Genomic DNA, 19,501 nt, shown 5'->3' on the forward strand with positions numbered 1-19,501 from the left:
AGCGTCGCGGTCCGGGCTGCACGTACTGGTCACCTGATGCTAAACGCTGCGGCCCGGACGACGAGCTGTGCATTCGTCGCCGGTAACGTGGGCGGCTGTGGAACCCGACCGTCAAGCCGATATCGCCGCCCTGGACTCCGCCCTGACCACGGTGGAGCGGGTGCTCGATGTGGAGGGTCTGCGCAGCCGCATCCAGAAGCTGGAGCACGAGGCGTCCGATCCCAAACTGTGGGATGACCAGGCCAACGCGCAGCGGGTGACCAGCCAGTTATCCCACGCCCAGGGGGAACTGCGCCGCATCGAGGAGCTGCGGCAGCGCCTCGACGATCTCCCGGTCATGTACGAGCTGGCGGCCGAGGAGGATGCGGCGGACGCCCTGGCCGAGGCCGACGCCGAACTCAAGGCGCTGCGCGCCGATATAGAGGCCGCCGAGGTGCGCACGCTGCTGTCGGGCGAGTACGACGAGCGCGAGGCGCTGGTCACCATCCGCTCCGGCGCCGGCGGGGTGGACGCGGCCGACTGGGCCGAGATGCTGATGCGGATGTACGTCCGCTGGGCCGAGCAACACAAGTACGGCGTCGAGGTGTTCGACACCTCCTACGCCGAAGAAGCCGGGATCAAGAGCGCGACGTTCGCGGTGCATGCGCCGTACGCCTACGGCACGCTGTCGGTCGAGCAGGGCACGCACCGGCTGGTCCGGATCAGCCCGTTCGACAACCAGAGCCGGCGCCAGACGTCCTTTGCCGAAGTCGAGGTGCTTCCGGTGGTGGAGACCACCGACCACATCGACATCCCCGACGGCGACGTGCGGGTGGACGTCTACCGTTCCAGCGGTCCGGGCGGTCAGTCGGTGAACACCACCGACTCGGCGGTTCGTTTAACACACATCCCAACGGGTATCGTCGTGACTTGCCAGAACGAAAAATCGCAACTGCAGAACAAGATCTCGGCGATGCGAGTGCTTCAGGCAAAGTTGTTGGAGCGCAAGCGATCAGAAGAACGCGCTGAGCTGGACGCGTTGAAGGGTGAGGGCGGCAGCTCCTGGGGTAACCAGATGCGCTCCTACGTACTGCACCCGTATCAGATGGTCAAGGATTTGCGAACCGACTACGAGGTGGGCAATCCGGCCGCCGTCCTGGACGGAGACATCGACGGGTTCCTGGAAGCGGGAATCCGGTGGCGCAACCGAAAAGATGACGACTAATACGACTGTTCTTGCATCGACCGCTTCGCTAAAGGCGCTGGGCTGGCACGACTTCTGGCGCGGCGAAGCCGGGCAATGGATCATCACCCGCGGCCTGCGCATCGTCATGGTGCTGATCGCGGCGGTGCTGATGGCCCGGTTCGTCAACTGGGTGGCGCAACAGGTGACCCGTCAGCTCACCGAGGGCTTCGCCGAGAGCGACGCGCTGGTGCGCTCGGAGACGTCCAAGCACCGTCAGGCGCTGGCGTCGGTGATCTCCTGGGTGTCGGTCGTCATCATCGGCATCTGGGTCATCATGCAGATCGCCGACGTGCTGCAGTTTTCCGTGGGGGGACTGGTCGCGCCCGCCACCGTGGTCGGCGCCGCGCTGGGTTTCGGTGCCCAGCAGTTGGTGCGGGATCTGCTTTCCGGCTTCTTCATCCTGGTGGAGAAGCAGTATGGGTTCGGTGACCTGGTCACCCTGACCGTCGTCTCCGCTACGGAAGCCACCGGCACCGTCGAGAACGTGACATTGCGGGTGACGCGACTGCGTTCGCCGGATGGCGAGGTGCTGACCATTCCCAATGGGCAGATCGTCAAGGTGGTCAACCTGTCCAAGGATTGGGCGCGCGCGGTGGTGGACATCCCGGTGTCGACCAGCGCCGACCTGAACCGGGTCAACGAGGTCTTGCACCAGGAGTGCGACCGCGCGATGGAGAACCCGGTGCTCGGGGAATTGCTGTTGGACCCGCCGACCGTGATGGGCGTGGAAAGCATCGAGGTCGACACCGTCACCCTGCGTGTGGTGGCCCGCACCCTGCCCGGCAAACAGTTCGAGGTCGGGCGGCAGTTGCGTGTCCTGGTCATTCGGGCGCTGGCCCGGGTGGGCATCGTGACCGCGGCGGACGCGACGATAGGCCTGGTTGAGGACGACCCCTCGGTGCCGGCCGCCCAGGCCGCCGAGAAGTCGAACGACGGCAAAGCCGAAGATGCGGTGCAACGGCGGTGAAGTTCACCGTGAGCATCCTCGAGAGGCGCAGCGAGGACAAGCAACGACGGCGCTGGAGCCACCTGTTCGGCGGCCGGATGCGCACGTCCACGCTGGTTTTGATCGTCGCGTTCTTCGCCGTGTGGTGGGTCTACGACACCTACCGTCCGGAAACGGCACCCAAGCCGCCGGCCCCGCAGGTGGTGCCGCCGGGGTTCGTGCCCGACCCGAACTACACCTGGGTGCCACGCAGCCGCGTGCAGCAGCCGCCGGCCACCGTGACGTTCACGCCCACGCCGACGACGACCGTGCCGCCGACCACCACGCCGCCGACCACGACGACGACCACGCCGCCGCCGTTCCAGCTGCCCACGCCGCCGTGTCTGCTGCCGCCGCCGTTCTGCCCGCCCAGTACCAGCCCGACGCCACCGCCGCCGCAGCTGCCCCAGCCGGGGCCGGGTCCGGCGCCGAGTTCCCCGCCACCGGCCGGCTGACTTGGCTCGCCAGCGAAATTCACGGCTACACTGGCGTGCCGTGATGATCACCCTTGACAACGTCAGCAAGAAGTACAAAGCGTCGGCCCGGCCGGCGCTGGACGACATCAACGTCAAGATCGACAAGGGTGAATTCGTCTTCCTGATCGGCCCTTCGGGTTCCGGCAAGTCGACGTTCATGCGGCTGCTGCTGGCCGAGGAGAGCCCGAACACCGGCGACATTCGGGTCTCGAAGTTTCACGTCAACAAGCTCCCGGGACGTCACGTCCCGAAGCTGCGTCAGGTCATCGGCTGCGTGTTTCAGGATTTTCGGCTGCTGCAGCAAAAGACCGTGTACGAAAACGTCGCGTTCGCGCTGGAGGTCATCGGCAAGCGCCGGGAGGCGATCAACCGGACCGTGCCCGAGGTGCTCGAAACGGTCGGCCTGTCCGGCAAGGCCAGCCGGCTGCCCGGCGAGTTGTCGGGTGGCGAGCAGCAACGGGTCGCCATCGCCCGCGCGTTCGTCAACCGCCCGCTGGTGCTGCTGGCCGACGAGCCGACCGGCAACCTCGACCCGGACACCAGTAAGGACATCATGGATTTGTTGGAGCGGATCAACCGCACGGGCACCACGGTCCTGATGGCCACGCACGACCACCACATCGTCGACTCCATGCGGCAGCGGGTCGTCGAGCTGTCGCTGGGCCGGCTCGTTCGCGACGAGCAGCGCGGCATCTACGGGATGGATCGCTAGTGCGCTTCGGCTTCCTGCTCAACGAGGTCCTGACCGGCCTTCGTCGTAACGTCACCATGACTACCGCGATGATCCTGACCACCGCCATTTCGATCGGCCTGTTCGGCGGGGGTCTGCTGGTCGTCCTGTTGGCCGACCACTCGCGGGCCATCTACCTCGACCGGGTCGAGACGCAGGTCTTCCTCACCGAGGACGTATCGGCCAACGACCCGTCCTGTGGCACCAACCCATGCAAGGCGCTGCGCGAGAAGATCGAAGCCCGACAAGACGTCAAATCCGTGCGGTTCCTCAACCGCCAGGACGCCTACGACGACGCCATCCGGAAGTTCCCGCAGTACAAGGACGTTGCCGGAAAGGATTCCTTCCCAGCCTCGTTCATCGTCAAGCTGGATAATCCCGAACAGCACAAGGACTTTGACTCCGCTATGCAGGGGCAGCCCGGGGTGCTATCGGTGCTCAACCAGAAGGACCTGATCGATCGGCTGTTCGCGGTCCTGGACGGCCTGAGCAAGGCCGCGTTCGCCGTCGCCCTGGTGCAGGCCGTCGGCGCGATCCTGTTGATCGCCAACATGGTCCAGGTCGCGGCGTATACGCGCCGCACGGAGATCGGGATCATGCGCCTGGTCGGCGCCAGCCGCTGGTACACCCAATTGCCGTTCCTGGTCGAGGCGATGGTCGCCGCGGCGGTCGGTGTCGCCATCGCGGTCGCGGGGTTAATCCTGGTCCGGGCAACGTTTTTGGACAACGCGCTGAACCAGTTCTACCAAGCCAACCTGATCGCCCGGGTCGACTATGCCGACATCATCTACATTTCCCCGTGGCTGTTTCTGCTCGGCGTGTCGATGGCCGCGTTGACCGCCTACGTGACGTTGCGCCTGTACGTACGGCGGTAGCTGTGGCCAACGACTCCAGCCGGGCCAAGGCGACGGGCGGCAAGCGCGGCAGCAAACAGATCGTGGCGACCAATCGCAAAGCGCGGCACAACTATTCGATCCTCGAGCTTTTCGAGGCAGGCGTGGCTCTGCAGGGCACCGAAGTGAAGAGCTTGCGCGAGGGCCATGCGTCGCTGGCCGACGCGTTCGCAACCGTTGACGACGGTGAAGTCTGGTTGCGTAACTTGCACATTCCGGAGTACGAGCACGGTAGCTGGACCAACCATGATCCGCGTCGCAACCGAAAGTTGTTGTTACATAGGCAACAAATCGACAGACTGGTCGGCAAGATACGGGATGGTAACCTCGCCCTCGTGCCGTTGTCTCTGTATTTCACCGAAGGAAAGGTCAAGGTCGAGCTCGCGCTTGCGCGCGGCAAGCGAGCCTACGACAAGCGTCAGGACGTGGCCCGCCGCGATGCCCAGCGCGAGGTTCATCGCGAACTGGGCCGGCGAGCCAAGGGCATGAGCTGATCGGGGCGGCTTACGCCCAGCTGTCTGCCGTTACGTACGGCGTCAGCGATTTCGTGGGCGGTGTGGCCGCTCGACGGGTAGCGGCGCTGCGGGTGATGCTCGTGGCCTACCCGATCGAGGCGGTATTGCTGGGTCTGCTGGCCGTCGTGGTGGGCGGGCCCATTCAGCCCGGCGCGATCATTTGGGGCGGCCTGTACGGCATCGGGATGGCGTTCGGCATGTGGGCGTTCTTCGCCGCGCTGGGTGCCGGGCCGATATCGGTGGTCTCGCCCTTGGCCGCCGTGCTCAATGCCGCGGTGCCGGTGGCCGTGGGCGTGGCGCTGGGGGAGCGGCCCGGCCAGGCGGCCTCGCTGGGCGTCGTGCTGGCCCTGGTCGCGGTGATGCTGGTCAGCCGCGAGGCCACCGTCGAGGGGGTGACGCCGTATCGGTTCACGCCGAAGGTCGCCTGGCTCACGGTCGTGGCGGGCTCGGCGATGGGGCTGAACCTGGTGTTCCTTCATCAGGCGCCGCACGAGACCAAACTCTGGCCGCTGGTGTTCGCCCGGCTGTCGGCCTCCGCGGTGGTGTTCGCCATGTCCGCGATGAGCAAGAACCTCAAGATGCCGCGCGGCAAGCCGTTCAAGCTGGCCCTGGGCGTGGCCGTATTGGACATCTGCGCGAACGTGACCATGCTGCTGGCGCTGCACACCTGGCTGCTCTCGCTGGCCAGCATCCTGATCTCGCTGTATCCGGCGGCGACGGTCGTGCTGGCGATGGTGGTGCTGCGGGAGCGGGTGAGCCGATGCCAGGGCGTCGGCATGGTGATGGCCATGGGTTCCGTGGCGATGATCGCCGCAAGCTAACGGATCGGCGCGCGGTCGGCCTACTATCCGACCATGGCCGACCGCCCCGTCACACTGCTGGATAAATCCGACGTCCTGTCCGGGCTCTTCGCCGTGTGGGACTCCATCGACGCGCTGCTCGACGGGCTTCCCGAGGACGATTGGCTGGCGCCGACGCCGCTGCCCGGGTGGGACGTCAAGGCCGTGGTGTCGCACATCATCGGCACCGAGTCGTTCCTCGCCGGCATCGCCGCCCCGCCGCCCGACATCGACGTCTCGGCGCTCGACCACGTGCGCAACGACATCGGCGTGATGAACGAGTGCTGGGTGCGCCACCTGCGCGGGGAGTCGGGCGCCGAAGTGCTGACACGGTTCAGGGACATCACCGCCGACCGGCGCAAGGCGCTGACCAGCATGTCGGACGAGGAATGGAACGCCGTGACCGTGACGCCGGTGGGCCCGGAAAGCTACGGCCGGTTCATGCGGGTGCGCGCGTTCGACTGCTGGATGCACGAGCAGGACATCCGGGAGGCGCTGGCGCGGCCGTCGTCCGACGCCGAGCTCGACTCGACAGCGGCGGAACTGTCCCTCGACGAGATCGCGTCCACCATGGGTTACGTGGTGGGCAAGCGCGGCAAGGCGCCCGACGGCTCGCGCATCCTGTTCGAGCTGACCGGCCCGGTGGCCCGCGACATCCGCGTCAACGTCGACGGACGCGCGCAGCTCGTCGACGACTTCGGCGGCCGGGAACCGACGGCGACGATCCGGCTGGACGGCCTGCAGTTCACCAGGCTGTCCGGCGGGCGGCCGATGTGCCCGGCCCGCGCGCAGGACGTCGAGCTCGGCGGCGAGAACGAGGTGGGCGCCAAGATCGTCGAAAACCTCAATTTCGTGATCTAACAGCGCTTTTGGCCGCGCTGCGAATCACACTTCGCGGCGTAGGTGTATCCATGCCGCCTCATTGGGTAGCCGAAAAGGTACAGGCGCGCCTCGCGCCGACACCGAATCGTCAACGCCAGGAGGGCCGATAGCTATGACTGCACCCGACACCACCCGATTGCTCGCGCAGCTGCGCACGCTGCTCGACCTGACCAACACCGAAATCCAAGTCGCGGAAACCCGCGTCGTGCAGGCACGCACCGAGGCCGTGCGCCGCGAGCTCTCGCAGAACGCCGCGAACGGCCGCAAGCGCGCCGAGTCCCTCGAGGCCGCGATCCGCAAGCTGGGGGGCTACCCCGACGTCCTCGGCCCGTTCCTCGGCCGCGCCGCCGCGGCGGTCAAGGCGCTGACCGAGCAGGCGCAACCGTTCGACGAGGCCCTGTTGGGCGACCTTGCGCTCGAGGACCAGCTGCTGGACCGCGCCCGCTATGCCAAGGCGTTGGCCGTCGCCGCCAAGCGCCAGGACGTCGAGAACCTGGCGGAGCGCCTGATCACCGCGCACTCGGCCACCGTGGACTGGCTGACCACCGTGCTGGCCGAAGACGCGCTCGGCGGGCCGGCCGCACTGCGCCGCACCCCGCTGCAGGCAGCCGCCGGCACCGCGGTGAAGCTGGTCAACCTGCCGGCCGCGTGGTCGGCGAGGGGGGTCGATCGGACCGTTGAGGCGCTGCGCTCGGCGGGGCCGGCGTTCAATGACCTGGTCAAGCGGGGTGGCAACGCGGGCGAGATCGCGGCCAAGGCGCTGTCCGCGTCGCAAAGTGCCGCTCTGCGGGCCGCCGAGCGCGTCACCCGCTCCGAGGTTGCCGACGGGGCCGCCGACGCGCTGCACTCGGGTCGCAGCGCCGCCGGTGTTCTGGACGCCAGGGAGCTGCCGATCCGCAAGTACGACGACCTGAACGTCAACGACGCGGTGGCCGCGATCAGGAAGCTGACGGCTCCCGACGACGTTCGCACGATCATCGCCTACGAGGAGGCGCACAAGAACCGGCAGCGCATCGTTTCAGCCGCGCAGACCCACGTCGCATCCATCGCGCAGGATGTCGTGGGCATAAGTAACCGATAGCCAACAGCGCCGCCTAGGCAACCGGGTACCCCCTGCAGTCGTCAGACCAGGGGGTACTCGGCTTGTCGGGAATTAATTGCGTTGCCCGTTGTTGCTAACCGCGTACCATTGATACTCCTGCCGAAAGTCGGCGGGGATGCGAGGGGCTGAACGGCTTCGACTTCGCGCATCGAATCAAGGGAAGCGTGCCGGTGCAGGCAAGAGACCACCGTAAGCGTCGTTGCAACCATATAAGCGCCGATTCACATCAGCGCGACTACGCTCTCGCTGCCTAAGCGACAGCTAGTCCGTCAGACCGGGAACGCCCTCGACCCGGAGCCTGGCGTCAGCTAGAGGGATCCACCGGTGAGTCCGGTCGCGGGACTCATCGGGACATACACAGCGACTGGGATCGTCATCCTGGCTGGTTCGCGTGACCAGGAGATCCGAGTAGAGGCATAGCGAACTGCGCACGGAGAAGCCTTGAGGGAATGCCGTAGGACCCGGGTTCGATTCCCGGCAGCTCCACCAAACGGGCCGCCGCCCAGCGGCCCTTTCGGTTGATCGGATCGAATGAGTGCGAGGGGTGCCCTGCGCGGCAAACGATTGCTTCGACTGATCGCCGTCGCCTCTGTAGCGGGCTTGTCGGCATGTAGTCACCCGAGGACTAAACCCGCAGAGGCGCCGTCGATCACCAGCGAGCCGTTCGGTCAGGTGGGTGGGACCCCGGTGAGTCGCTACACGCTCACCAGCGGGCACGGCATGCGCGTGCGAATCCTGACCTACGGCGGCATCATTCAGTCGATCGAGGTCCCCGATCGCGCCGGACACGTCGGCAATGTGGTGCTGGGCTTTCCGACGCTGGCCGGCTACCTGGACAACACCGGACCCGCCAAGACCTACTTCGGCGCGATCATTGGCCGCTACGGCAACCGGATCGCCAAGGGGGCTTTCTCGTTGAACGGCAACGAGTATCACCTGCCGATCAACAACAACGGCAACAGCCTGCATGGCGGCACTGCGGGCTTCGATACGAAGGTGTGGCAGGCCAGCCAGCACAACGGCGGCGACGGCGTGGGCGTGAAGCTCCAATACGTCAGCCCCGCAGGCGAAATGGGCTATCCCGGGACCCTGACCACCACCGTCACCTACACCGTGAACCGGAAAAACGAACTGCGCGTCGACTACCACGCGACCGTCGATGCGCCGACCGTGATCAATCTGACCAATCACAGCTACTTCAACCTGGCGGGTGAGGAAACGCTCGACGTCTACGAGGAGAAGGTCACCATCGATGCCGACCACTACACGCCGACCGACCCCACGCAGATCCCGACCGGGCAGATCGCCCCGGTGCAGGGCACACCGTTCGACTTCACATCACCCACCGCGATCGGCGCGCACATCACCGCCAATGACCCGCAGCTGTTGCTGGCCCATGGCTACGACCACAACTGGGTGGTCAACCGCGCCAACAACACCGGGCTGGTCCAGGCGGCCAAGGCGGAAGATCCGCGGACCGGGCGCACCCTGACCGTCTCGACGACCGAGCCCGGGGTGCAGTTCTACACGGCCAACTACCTCGCCGGCGCGTTCACGGGCACCAGCGGGCATGCTTACCGGCAGGGGGCGGGATTCACGATGGAGACCCAGCACTACCCGGATTCGCCGAACCACCCGAACTTCCCGACCACGACGCTCAATCCCGGCCAGACCTACGATTCGACAACGGTTTTTGCCTTCGGCACGGAATGAGCGTGGGTGCCGGCGCCCGGTTAGTCCTTTCAAACAGCTACCTGACTCCGCGCGGCGGGCATAAGCTCTGGCTGTTCGGCGATCGCAGAGGGTAATGGGAGCGGCGCGGTGTCCTTTGTTCTTGCGGTGCCAGAGATGATGTCCGCCGCGGCCACGAACGTCGCCTCGATCGGCTCGACGGTGGCGACGGCGGACCAAGGCGTGGCGGCCGCCACCACGCGGGTCTTGGCCGCGGCCCAGGACGAGGTCTCCGAGGCGATCGCCGCCGTGTTCTCCGCCCACGGCCAGGGCTACCAGGCTCTCAGCGCGCAGGCGGCGGCTTACCAGAAATGGTTCGTGCAGGCCTTGTCCGGCGCGTCCGGCGCGTATGCCGCCGCCGAGGCGGCCAACGCATCGCCTCTGGCGCTCTTTGAGCAGGCGTTGCTCGGTGTGCAGCAGGAAATCCAGCAGATCCCCACGGCGCTGGGGAACGGATTCAGCCAGGGATTCGACGCTCTGTTCGCGGACCCACACTCACCGCTCCTAGCGCTGCTTACCGGCGACAATCCGCTAACCGGTGTCATCGGGAGCAACACCCCGCCGCGGTGGTTGCCGGCGCTGCTAGGCGAAACGGTGCAGCAGACCACGTATAACGGGATGCCCGTCGTGCAGATCACGCCGGCCCATCCCAACGGGGACTACGTGGTGGCCATTCACGGCGGCGCGTTCATCTTGCCGCCGTCGATCTTCCATTGGATCGATTACACGGTGATGGCCTACCAGACCGGCGCGACCATCGAGGTGCCGATCTACCCGCTGCTGCAGCAGGGCGGCACCGCCGGCACGGTGGTGCCCAACATTGCCGGCCTGATCTCCTCGGAGATCGGGTTGCATGGGGCCTCGCACGTCAGCGTGATCGGTGACTCCGCGGGCGGCAACCTCGCCCTGGCGTCCGCCGAATACCTGGTGGCCCACGGCCAAGCCGTCCCCGCGTCGATTGTGCTGCTGTCCCCCTGGCTGGACCTGGCGCACGACGGGGGGCAGATCGGCAGGGTGTGGGCGAACAACCTTCCGGTGGCCAACTATGAGGTGAGTCCCCTGTATGGGTCGCTCACCGGGCTCCCGCCGACGTATGTGTACTCGGGCTCGCTCGATTCGCTCTATAGCGAGACGCTCGCCCTCCAGCAGGAGGCGCTGGCCGACCACGCACCGATGGGCTTCGTGCTGGCTCAGGGCCAGGTGCACGACTGGATCCTGCTCACCCCGACCGGCCCCCGATTCTGGGCGCAGATCGACCAGGAACTTGGCCTCGTGCACTGACGCGGGTGATCCGATGATTCTCGCCATCGATTTGGGCAAGACGTCGTGCCGGGCGTCCGTGGGCGGCCGCAGGGCCGAGGGGCCCGGCGCGCCGGGCCTCGCGGAGCCCGGCGGAATGCGGGCCGCGCAGGCGGCGATCCTGGCCGTCGCGCGCGATTTCGGGCCGGTCGACGAGGTGATCGTGGGCGCGGCCGGGGCGCTGGCGGCGCCGGACGCGGCGCGCGCGCTGGGCGAGGCGTTGTTGGCCTCGCTGCGGGCCGAGCGGGTCACGGTGACCAGCGACGGCGTGATGGCGCACGCGGGCGCGCTCGACGGGGAGCCGGGTGTCGTGTTGGTCGCTGGCACCGGGGTCGTGGCGCTCGCCATCGACGCCGACGGCGCGCTGCGTACCGCCGACGGCTGGGGCCCGTGGCTGGGCGACGAGGGTGGCGGCGCGTGGATCGGCGCCGCGGGCCTGCGCGCCGCGCTGCGCGCCCACGACGGCCGCGGCCCGTCCACCGCACTGCTCGACGCGGCCCGCGCCCGATTCGGTGCGCCGAAGACCTGGCCGGCGCAGCTCTGCGACGCCGCGGCGCTGGCGTCGTTCGCGCCCGCCGTCCTCGCCGCGGAAGATGATCCGGTCGCGTCGGCGATCGTCGGCGCCGCCGCCGAGGCGCTCGCCGCGACGGCCCGAGCGGCCGGGGATGGCCCGGTCGCGATGGTCGGCGGCCTGGCGGGGGCGGCGGCGCTACGCAAACGGCTCGACCTGATCCCGGCCGCCGGCGACGCGCTCGACGGCGCGCTGCGGCTCGGCGCGATTCACGAGCCGCACGTGATCCGGGTGCGGTCGGCGGCTCCCCGCCATGGTCTCGACGCGCTCGCCACCGAGGCCTCCCGGCCCGGCCTCGACGACCTCGACTTGAGGCCCATCGGCGAAGTCGTGGCGCTGCTCGTCGCCGCCGAGGGTGAGGCGCACGGCGCGGTCGCGGCGGCGGTTCCGCGGATCGCGGCGGCGGCCGAGGCCATCGTCGCGCGGCTCGAGCGGGGAGGCCGGTTGATCTATGCCGGCGCGGGCACGCCCGGGCGGCTGGGAGTGCTCGACGCGGCCGAGTGCGGACCGACGTTCGGCACCGACCTGGTGCGGGCCGTAATCGCCGGGGGCAGTGCGGCATTGACCGAGGCGATCGACGGCGCGGAGGACGCGTTCGACGCCGCGGATCTCGCCGATCTGACTTTTGCCGACGCGCTCGTCGGGGTCACGGCGTCCGGCCGAACGCCGTACGTGCTCGGGGCGCTCGCGCATGCGCGCGCGGCGGGCGCGCTGACGGTCGCGATCGTCAACAACCCGGGCAGCGAGGCATCCGCCGACATCGTGATCGAGCTGCCGACCGGGCCGGAGATGCTCGCCGGCTCAACACGGCTGACCGCGGGGACGGCGCAGAAGGTGGTCCTCAACGCGCTCTCGACGAGCGTGATGATCGGGCTCGGCAAGGCCTACGGGCCGCGGATGGTCGACGTCCGCGCCACCAACGCCAAGCTGCGCCGCCGCGCCGTGCGGATCGTCCGCGACGCGGCCGGCGTGGACGAAGAGTCCGCGGCCGCCGCGCTCGCCGCCGCGGGCGGTCACGCCAAGACCGCGATTGTGGCGCTGCTGGCCCGCGTCGACGCGGCCGAGGCCGCGGCGCGGCTCGACCGGGCGCGGGGACGCGTGCGTGACGCAGTTATCGGGAGGGCACGATAATGGGCACCGGCCGACACAGGGGAATCACGTGAACGTTGACAGCTCGTTCAACGGCTACGCCTTCGGTAAGCGGAAGGCCATCGCCGTTGGAGTTGCCGTGCTTGCGCTCGTGGCGGGTTGCTCACGCGGCCAGGCGTCGAACACGGCGGTGAGCGACAGTTCGCAGCCGACGCCGTCGCCGGCTGCCGCCGCCGCTCCCGCTCCCGCGCCTGCGCCTGCGCCTGCGCCCATCCCACCAACAATCGCCAAGCCCCCCGAAGCGGCCCCCGCCGCTGACTTCGCCACGGTCTCCAAGCTGATCAACGATGCGATTGCCGCGAACAGGCTGCCGGGTGCCGTCGTCGTGATCGGCCACGCCGGCCGGATCGCCTTCCACCAGGCCTATGGCTCGCGCAAGCTCGCGGGCGAACCCGGGCTGGACGGATCGCCCGCGCCGGCCGAGCCGATGACCGAGGACACGATCTTCGACATGGCGTCCCTGACGAAGATCCTCGCCACCGCGCCGGCCGTCATGCAGCTGTACGAACAGGGCAAGGTTCAGTTCGACGATCCCGTGCAGCAGTACTTGCCTGACTTCAACGAGGCGAACGATCCGCGGCGCACGAAGGTGACCGTTCGCATGTTGCTGACCCACACGTCCGGCGAGACGGGCGACGTCGAACTCAAAGATCCATGGGGACTGGACGGGGCGGACAAAGCGGAAGGCGTTCATCGTGCGCTCACGACGCCGCTGGAGTCCGAGCCCGGCGAGGGTTTCCGCTACTCCGATATCAACTTCATTCTGCTTGGCGCGCTGATCGAGAGACTCACCGGCGAGCCCGAAGACGAATACGTCGCCGAACACGTATTTGCGCCGCTCGGACTGCAAGACACCCGCTATCTCCCGGTCGCAAAGGCCTGCGGTGCACACACCGTGCGGGGAGCCGCGATCGGCTGGGCTCCCACGTCAACGGGGGAGGCGTGTCCCGCGGGCGCGTGGAGCACGGATCTCTTGCCGCGCATCGCGCCGACGGCGCGCGATGAAGAGGGCAGGGCCGATCCGCCCAGGAATCCCGACCTTGACTACCTGCTGCGGGGCACGGTGCAGGACACGACGGCGCGGCGCATGGGTGGGGTGGCCGGGCACGCCGGTGTGTTCTCGACGGCGCACGACATCGGCGTCTTCGCACAGGCGTTGCTCGATCGGCTTGCGGGCCGCCCGAGCGAATTTCCGCTGACCCAAACGACTTTGGAGGCGATGACGGCTCCCCAGCAGCCGGGCCACACGCCTCGGCAACTGCAGGCGGCCAACGACGCTATCCGGGAGGCGGTCGCGACGAGACCGAATGCGACGCGTTCGCTGCTCGCCCCGCACTATCCGGCGATACCGGGGCAAAACCTGCGCGGCTTTGGCTGGGACATCGACACCCCGTTGTCGATGGCGCGCGGCGCGAGTTTTCCGATCGGCAGCTTCGGCCACACCGGCTTCACCGGGACCTCGGTTTGGATAGACCCGCGCTCGGACACCTATGTGGTCCTGCTGACGAACTCGATCCATACGCGGGGCAGCGAGCCGATCTCCGATTTGCGCGGTGAAGTGGCGACGGCGGCGGCACGAGCCCTAGGTCTTTAGCGGGGTCTCTAAACCCGCTCGAAGTGTTGATAGTCGAGGGGCGCCGTCCACTCGCCGCCCCAACGCCAGCCGCGATCGGTGAAGGCGTGCACCGCGGGGTCGCCGATATGCAGGAGCCCCGGGTCGGTGCGGGTGCGGTCCAGGTAAGCCGCGGCGTTGCGTGGTTCGAAATATCCACTGGCGTAGAGGCAGGGGTTGAGACGCGTATTGATATCGATCGCGCGCCCGTAGGCATGCGGCGACCACTCGTCGGTGCCGGGGATGAGTCGGCAATTGAACGCCGACGTGTTGTTGTCCTCCATCGACAACTCGTCGTCCGCGTCCGCGTAGTGGTCGACCGTTTGCATCTTTTCGACGGGATAGCCCAGACGGTAAAGCTGCTCGAAGATCGCGATGACGTCGGGCACCAGGTCCTCGTGCACGATCAACTGGCCGCGGTGGGTCTGGCCGTCGAAGCCGACGAAGTTGACGTCGACCCGTCGCAGCTGTTCCGGCTCGACGGGACAGCCCGGCCGCCAGGTCGCGCCGAGTTCGGCGGCGCTGACCGGCTCCACGATCGCACCGGCGGGTGCCGGCGGTGGACTCGCCGCCGACGACACGGCGGCCGACCATGACGGTGCGGCGGACGGCGACGGCGCGGCCGTGTGCTGTGGCGCGGCAGTGCATTGCACCAGCACGACGCCGGCTGCGAGCACTTCTGCCAGCACTGCACTCGGCCGCTGGAAGGGCATCGTCCCAACGCTACCGCGCCACTTACTCAAACCTCGGTGTCTTGCGCCCATCTGGGCCGGCGTGCTTGTCGGGCATGCGGCGAACGCGCCGCGGCCAGTGAGGCCGCGCTGCCACCGTTGATCGCGGTCAGCGGCGGGGGCTGCCCCTTGCGCAGCGTCGCGATCAGCTCGCGGTACGGGCCGATGAGGTAAACGGTGTCGCCGGCTTGCAAACGGGCATCGCGGCGGGGCCGCAGCCTGATCGGCCCTTCCGGCCGGATGATGGCGATCACGCGGGTTTGGGTGGACATGTGCATCATCGTCAGTCCGTCCAACTCGCTGCCCTCCGCAACGAGCATCCCGCCCACCATGAACGAGCGCTGTCCCACCCAGAACGTCCCCAGCACCTGCAGTCCCATCGCGGCGCCGATGAACCAGGGGGCGGCGAGATCGACGATCGACCGCACATTTTCGAAACCGAAACGCTGATTCACCGCGGTGCCCAGCGCGCGGCCTTGAACGCGCATGACGATGGGCGTCTTGGTATTGGATCCCAGGATCTCCAGCAGGACGATCCCGGTCTCGATGTTCTCCATGTCGTCGCCGGTCACCACCGCCACCCCTCGGGCGCGGTCCACGCGCGCCGACTCCAGCGTCTGGCGCATCGCTGGATCCCCGAAGATCACGGGGACGTCGAGTTCCGCCGCGGTCGGCAGGAAGCGGTTGTTCTCGTCGTTCTCGATGACCAGGACGTCATATCCGGCCGCGGCCAGGTCGCTCACGACACGGATGCCGACGGAGCCCAGACCGATGACGACAACGTGGTCGCGCATTTGCCGGGCCCGCCGGAGTCCGGCCAACTGGACGAAGCGGCGCGACAGCAGCAGGTCCGCTAGGAACGCGACGAGGATGGCCGTGACGATCGCGCCGCTGAACATCAACCCGACAGCGAACAGTCGCAGCCAAACGGGTTGTTGGGTGAAGTTGAATTCGCCATAGCCCACGGTGGTAATCGTCTCGGAGGTGAAGTACAGGGCGTCGATCCACGACATCCGCGGGTTCCGGTAGGTGAAGTGCACCACGGCTGTCGAACCGAGCGTGAGGAATAGCGCGAATGCCAACGAGGGATAAAGCATGGGGTTGATGTCGTCGCGCATGGCGCGTGTGGCATCGATTATGCGCCGCACCCGGGAGTGGCGAGAGCGCGTCGCGGTCGCGGAGGGCACCTTGATCCCACGGGCTTCCAATTCGTCTTTGACGCCGATCATCGAGGTCCAGTCGCCGGCGTAGACGCGCTGATCCCGTCCCGGACACGGCACCACCTCGCCGGGGGCGGGTGACTTCTTGCCGTGGACCACCGCCACCGGCGCCAGGTCGCCGTAGATCTCACGCAGCGTCCCGTCGTGCGGCGCCTCGGCTCCCCAGACGACGAATTCGATACCGGCCGTTTCGAACTGGTGCGCGTTGCGCGACAGCACCGCCTCAACGAGGGATGGCGTCGCAAGTTCGGCGACGTCCAGGATCGCGCCGGGGCCGTTGACCGTCGACACCGCTTCGCGCAGCACATCGTTGGCCAGCCGGGCCACCACGCGGACGTTTGGGCTGTATTGCCTTGCCAGCAAAGCGATTTCGAGATTTATCGCGTCATTGGGCCCGGCGCAGACGACGGCCCGAGCGCGATGTACCCCGGCGCCGAGCAGATCGGCGGCGGTGTTGATCTTGATTATCCGCGCGCCGGCGCCCCGCAGCTCCTCGGCGATCGTTCTCGACAGCGCGTCGTCACCGGCGACGATGATCTCGCGATGCATGATCTCGCGCGCCGGGCGGGAACCGGGTTGCTCCATGCGCCCGTCTATATGGTCGATCTGTGGCCTGAGCCCGGGAACCGATGACATCGTCTTCATGGTTCGGCCTTTCGCTTTTCGTTCCTATGACTATCGGCCACCGGTGCGGGTCATGCCACCGCAGGAGCGCGGATACAGAAAGTCCTGCGGTGCAACAGGTTCGACTCGCGCTCGTCACGTTGACGAAATAGTCGAGGTGTACAAAACGCTGGCGAGGTCCGCCGGGCGCCCCGTCAAAGCGAAGGAGGACGCCGTGTCAGAACACTCGCCCGACGACATCTTCAAACTCGTCAGGGACGAGAACATCGAGTACGTCGACGTCCGCTTCTGCGACCTGCCGGGCACCATGCAGCACTTCACGATTCCGATCTATGTGTTCGACGAGAACGTGTTCGAGGAGGGCCTGGCCTTCGACGGTTCGTCGATTCGCGGGTTCCAATCGATCCATGAGTCCGACATGCTGCTGCTGCCTGATCCGGAAACCGCGACCGTCGACCCGTTCCGCGAAGCCAAGACGCTGAACGTCAACTTCTTCGTGCACGACCCCTTCACGCTCGAGTTGTACTCTCGCGACCCGCGCAACGTCGCCCGCAAGGCCGAGAACTACTTGATCAGCTCCGGCATCGCGGACACCGCCTACTTCGGTCCGGAGGCCGAGTTCTACATCTTCGACTCGGTCAAGTTCGACTCCAACATCAACAGCTCGTTCTACAAGGTGGACGCGACATCCGGGTGGTGGAACACCGGCGAAGAGACCGAGTCCGACGGCAGCCCCAACCGCGGCTACAAGGTCCGCCCCAAGGGGGGCTATTTCCCTGTCGCCCCCACCGACCACTACGTCGACCTGCGCGACAGGATTCTGACGAACCTGACCAACGCCGGCTTCTCTTTGGAGAAGGGCCACCACGAGGTGGGCAGCGGCGGCCAGACGGAGATCAACTACAAGTTCAACACGCTGCTGCACGCGGCCGACGACCTGCAGATGTACAAGTACATCGTCAAGCAAACCGCGTGGCAGGCCGGCAAGACCGTGACGTTCATGCCCAAGCCGCTGTTCGGTGACAACGGCTCCGGCATGCACTGCCACCAGTCGCTGTGGAAGGACGGGGTCCCGCTGATGTACGACGAGGAGGGCTACGCCGGCCTGTCGGATACCGCGCGGCACTACATCGGCGGCCTGCTGTACCACGCTCCTTCCTTGCTCGCGTTCACCAATCCCACCGTCAACTCCTACAAGCGCCTCGTTCCCGGCTATGAGGCCCCCATCAACCTGGTCTACAGCCAGCGCAACCGCTCGGCCTGCGTGCGCATCCCGATCACCGGCAACAACCCGAAGGCCAAGCGGCTGGAGTTCCGTTGCCCCGACTCGTCGGGCAACCCGTACCTGGCGTTCTCGGCCATGCTGATGGCCGGCCTGGACGGCATCAAGAACAAGATCGAGCCGCCACCCCCGATCGACAAGGACCTCTACGAGCTGCCGCCCGAGGAGGCCGCGGAGATCGTGCAGGCCCCCACCCAGCTGTCCACGGTGATCGACCGTCTCGAGGAGGACAGCGAATATCTAACCGAGGGAGGCGTTTTCACGCCCGACCTGATCGAGACGTGGATCAACTACAAGCGCGACTACGAGATCGCGCCGTTCAACCTCCGCGTGACCCCGTACGAGTTCGCGCTGTATTACGACGTGTGAAGCGTGGTCAATTCCCCGCCTCGATGGCCGCGACTTTCGCGGCCGCGTCGGGTCCGCAAAACCGCTGGAGGTCCACCGGGCCTGCGGCCAGCAGGTCGTCAATGCGCCGCTTGAGGTCACCCGACGAGAGATGGGCGTAGAGGTTCGCGCCCGGGCACGAAGTCGCGACCAGGTCGCGATGGCCCGCCAATGTGCTGCTGGCGACGTGGAAGTTCTGGGCGGCCCAGGCGAACGCGAGAGCGGCTGCCTGAAGCTGGGCCTCCGACACGGCCTCTTGATCGAAGTCGCCTTCGCAGAGGACCAGGAAATGGCCCGTCGTGTTGTAGTCGGTCGCGGTGTCGCCCGCGAATTCAGTGCTTCGCAGCTCGTAGACGTTGCCGTTGCGATCTACGCCGACGTGATACGCGATGTCGATCCATCCCTTGTCGTCTTGGTGGTACCGCTGGTCCTGGCGCAAGTGGCTCGGGGCATTACGGTTGTCGCCGAGGACGACCGCCTCGTGGTGCAGCGTCATCCGCGTGATGGTGTGGGGCTTCCCGCCAGCGCGGGCAGGCCGCGCGCCCCATGCGTCTCGGCAGAGCAATTGCGCCGACCTAGCGGTCGGGGCCGCCGAGGCGACGTCCACCCGTGTCGCACCCGCGCCGACCGCGGACGCCAGGCCGACGCCGCCGGCCAGCCGGAGCAGCTGACGGCGGTCCATGGCCGATGCTCCTACTTCGCCGCACCCGGGCAGTACGCAGCGACGGCGGCCTGCGCCAAATGCAGGGCGTCGTCGTTACTGAACCGCTTCGGCCACGGATTGCCCGCGGCTCTGTCCTGATTCTGTGCGGCCAGGATGTTGTTCACCGTGGACTCGAGCGGCTCCGGCCGTGGCGGCAACATCAGGAAGCAGGTGTGGTGTCCGAGCTCCATGAACCGCTGACGGATGGCCTCCTTGCCGCTATCGCCGATGCCGTAACTGTCGAGCGTGGACAGGAATTGAGCGTCCGCCCCATCGGCCGGGGCGTTGGCCGCGCTCGAGGCACTGACCGTCACCGTTGCGGGCCCCGGCGACATCGCCGTTTTGTCTCGCGACAGGTACACGCCCACGGAGATGAGACCCGCCAGGGCGGCCACCGCGAGCGCCGCCCCTCCGATGAGGACCCCAACCGGCGTCTGCCTGGTTTGGCCTCCCGTCATGCCCGGCCTCCTCCGACTCCCGGATGGTCGCCAAGGGCGCGCGCGCTTCGTGGACTACGCCGACCCCTCGCCCGGGCTCCCCAGGCA

18 protein-coding genes, 1 other RNA gene and 1 pseudogene are annotated in these 19,501 nt (G+C 67.4%); 16 read left to right on the forward strand and 4 right to left on the reverse strand.

Annotated features, from left to right (window positions below; translation table 11 throughout):
* The first annotated feature begins 97 nt into the window (after window positions 1-97).
* The 15 genes and pseudogenes from prfB (at window position 98) to AC5Y2S_RS17780 (ending at window position 13,991) form a co-directional block, all read left to right on the forward strand.
* On the forward strand, window positions 98-1,204 hold the full coding sequence (gene prfB, locus AC5Y2S_RS17710; RefSeq protein ID WP_499957320.1) for a peptide chain release factor 2: 1,107 nt from the start codon (window positions 98-100) through the stop codon (window positions 1,202-1,204).
* A complete protein-coding gene (locus AC5Y2S_RS17715) occupies window positions 1,194-2,192 on the forward strand; it encodes a mechanosensitive ion channel family protein (RefSeq protein WP_499957321.1) in 999 nt (332 codons plus the stop codon). The genes prfB and AC5Y2S_RS17715 overlap by 11 nt, the downstream gene beginning before the upstream one ends.
* Entirely contained in the window at window positions 2,189-2,665 is a 477-nt protein-coding gene (locus AC5Y2S_RS17720; protein WP_499901216.1) for an Rv3103c family proline-rich protein, read from the forward strand. The genes AC5Y2S_RS17715 and AC5Y2S_RS17720 overlap by 4 nt, the downstream gene beginning before the upstream one ends.
* 43 nt (window positions 2,666-2,708) lie before the next feature.
* A complete protein-coding gene (gene ftsE / locus AC5Y2S_RS17725) occupies window positions 2,709-3,398 on the forward strand; it encodes a cell division ATP-binding protein FtsE (protein WP_499901835.1) in 690 nt (229 codons plus the stop codon).
* Window positions 3,398-4,291: a permease-like cell division protein FtsX gene (gene ftsX, locus AC5Y2S_RS17730; RefSeq protein ID WP_499880121.1), complete on the forward strand. Its 894-nt coding sequence runs from the start codon at window positions 3,398-3,400 to the stop codon at window positions 4,289-4,291. Before ftsE ends, ftsX begins: the two co-directional genes overlap by 1 nt.
* 2 nt (window positions 4,292-4,293) lie before the next feature.
* On the forward strand, window positions 4,294-4,803 hold the full coding sequence (gene smpB / locus AC5Y2S_RS17735) for an SsrA-binding protein SmpB (protein ID WP_499957322.1): 510 nt from the start codon (window positions 4,294-4,296) through the stop codon (window positions 4,801-4,803).
* Window positions 4,800-5,645, forward strand: a complete 846-nt coding sequence (locus AC5Y2S_RS17740) for an EamA family transporter (RefSeq protein ID WP_499957426.1) — start codon at window positions 4,800-4,802, stop codon at window positions 5,643-5,645. Before smpB ends, AC5Y2S_RS17740 begins: the two co-directional genes overlap by 4 nt.
* 33 nt (window positions 5,646-5,678) lie before the next feature.
* Window positions 5,679-6,524: a maleylpyruvate isomerase family mycothiol-dependent enzyme gene (locus AC5Y2S_RS17745; RefSeq protein ID WP_499957323.1), complete on the forward strand. Its 846-nt coding sequence runs from the start codon at window positions 5,679-5,681 to the stop codon at window positions 6,522-6,524.
* 133 nt (window positions 6,525-6,657) lie between these two features.
* Window positions 6,658-7,626, forward strand: a complete 969-nt coding sequence (locus tag AC5Y2S_RS17750) for a ferritin-like domain-containing protein (protein WP_499957324.1) — start codon at window positions 6,658-6,660, stop codon at window positions 7,624-7,626.
* Between the two features lie 142 nt (window positions 7,627-7,768).
* Window positions 7,769-8,136: a transfer-messenger RNA gene (gene ssrA / locus AC5Y2S_RS17755) on the forward strand.
* Between the two features lie 198 nt (window positions 8,137-8,334).
* Window positions 8,335-9,360 carry an aldose epimerase family protein gene (locus tag AC5Y2S_RS17760; RefSeq protein WP_499957325.1) on the forward strand — a complete coding sequence of 342 codons (1,026 nt, stop codon included), beginning with the start codon at window positions 8,335-8,337 and terminating at the stop codon, window positions 9,358-9,360.
* A 135-nt stretch (window positions 9,361-9,495) separates the two neighbouring features.
* The gene (lipY, locus tag AC5Y2S_RS17765) at window positions 9,496-10,659 is read left to right on the forward strand and encodes a triacylglycerol lipase LipY (RefSeq protein WP_499957427.1); all 1,164 of its coding nucleotides are present in this window, start codon (window positions 9,496-9,498) and stop codon (window positions 10,657-10,659) included.
* Window positions 10,660-10,774: 115 nt separating this feature from the next.
* Window positions 10,775-11,392: pseudogene (locus AC5Y2S_RS17770) on the forward strand (BadF/BadG/BcrA/BcrD ATPase family protein); the annotation flags it as partial.
* 87 nt (window positions 11,393-11,479) lie between these two features.
* A complete protein-coding gene (locus tag AC5Y2S_RS17775) occupies window positions 11,480-12,379 on the forward strand; it encodes an N-acetylmuramic acid 6-phosphate etherase (RefSeq protein WP_499957428.1) in 900 nt (299 codons plus the stop codon).
* 28 nt (window positions 12,380-12,407) lie between these two features.
* Complete coding sequence (locus AC5Y2S_RS17780) at window positions 12,408-13,991, forward strand: serine hydrolase domain-containing protein (RefSeq protein WP_499957326.1); 1,584 nt, start codon at window positions 12,408-12,410, stop codon at window positions 13,989-13,991.
* Between the two features lie 8 nt (window positions 13,992-13,999).
* Here AC5Y2S_RS17780 and AC5Y2S_RS17785 read toward each other — a convergent pair whose 3' ends face one another.
* Both AC5Y2S_RS17785 and AC5Y2S_RS17790 read right to left on the reverse strand, forming a co-directional pair.
* Window positions 14,000-14,722 carry a M15 family metallopeptidase gene (locus tag AC5Y2S_RS17785; RefSeq protein WP_499957327.1) on the reverse strand — a complete coding sequence of 241 codons (723 nt, stop codon included), beginning with the start codon at window positions 14,720-14,722 and terminating at the stop codon, window positions 14,000-14,002.
* Between the two features lie 26 nt (window positions 14,723-14,748).
* Window positions 14,749-16,509 (reverse strand): NAD-binding protein, encoded by a 1,761-nt coding sequence (locus AC5Y2S_RS17790; protein WP_499957429.1) that lies wholly within the window; start codon window positions 16,507-16,509, stop codon window positions 14,749-14,751.
* A gap of 289 nt (window positions 16,510-16,798) precedes the next feature.
* Between AC5Y2S_RS17790 and glnA the strand changes: the two genes are divergently transcribed.
* Window positions 16,799-18,235, forward strand: a complete 1,437-nt coding sequence (glnA, locus tag AC5Y2S_RS17795; RefSeq protein ID WP_499957328.1) for a type I glutamate--ammonia ligase — start codon at window positions 16,799-16,801, stop codon at window positions 18,233-18,235.
* A 7-nt stretch (window positions 18,236-18,242) separates the two neighbouring features.
* On the opposite strand, the gene AC5Y2S_RS17800 is transcribed toward glnA, so the two are convergent.
* Together AC5Y2S_RS17800 and AC5Y2S_RS17805 are read right to left on the reverse strand one after the other, a co-directional pair.
* Window positions 18,243-18,935 (reverse strand): N-acetylmuramoyl-L-alanine amidase, encoded by a 693-nt coding sequence (locus AC5Y2S_RS17800; RefSeq protein WP_499957329.1) that lies wholly within the window; start codon window positions 18,933-18,935, stop codon window positions 18,243-18,245.
* 11 nt (window positions 18,936-18,946) lie between these two features.
* Window positions 18,947-19,414, reverse strand: coding sequence for a DUF732 domain-containing protein (locus tag AC5Y2S_RS17805; protein WP_499901203.1), 468 nt, complete (start codon window positions 19,412-19,414; stop codon window positions 18,947-18,949).
* Between the last annotated feature and the right edge of the window lie 87 nt (window positions 19,415-19,501).

It is taken from the genome of Mycobacterium sp. NGS69 (genome assembly GCF_059812165.1).

What these genes read in the sequence shown, in the direction of transcription:
- AC5Y2S_RS17785 (WP_499957327.1), bottom strand. Translation starts at nt 14,722, where the DNA reads ATGCCCTTCCAGCGGCCGAGTGCAGTGCTGGCAGAAGTGCTCGCAGCC.
- lipY (WP_499957427.1), top strand. Translation starts at nt 9,496, where the DNA reads ATGATGTCCGCCGCGGCCACGAACGTCGCCTCGATCGGCTCGACGGTG.
- ftsE (WP_499901835.1), top strand. Translation starts at nt 2,709, where the DNA reads ATGATCACCCTTGACAACGTCAGCAAGAAGTACAAAGCGTCGGCCCGG.
- AC5Y2S_RS17750 (WP_499957324.1), top strand. Translation starts at nt 6,658, where the DNA reads ATGACTGCACCCGACACCACCCGATTGCTCGCGCAGCTGCGCACGCTG.
- AC5Y2S_RS17805 (WP_499901203.1), bottom strand. Translation starts at nt 19,414, where the DNA reads ATGACGGGAGGCCAAACCAGGCAGACGCCGGTTGGGGTCCTCATCGGA.
- AC5Y2S_RS17715 (WP_499957321.1), top strand. Translation starts at nt 1,194, where the DNA reads ATGACGACTAATACGACTGTTCTTGCATCGACCGCTTCGCTAAAGGCG.
- AC5Y2S_RS17790 (WP_499957429.1), bottom strand. Translation starts at nt 16,509, where the DNA reads ATGCATCGCGAGATCATCGTCGCCGGTGACGACGCGCTGTCGAGAACG.
- AC5Y2S_RS17800 (WP_499957329.1), bottom strand. Translation starts at nt 18,935, where the DNA reads ATGGACCGCCGTCAGCTGCTCCGGCTGGCCGGCGGCGTCGGCCTGGCG.
- AC5Y2S_RS17745 (WP_499957323.1), top strand. Translation starts at nt 5,679, where the DNA reads ATGGCCGACCGCCCCGTCACACTGCTGGATAAATCCGACGTCCTGTCC.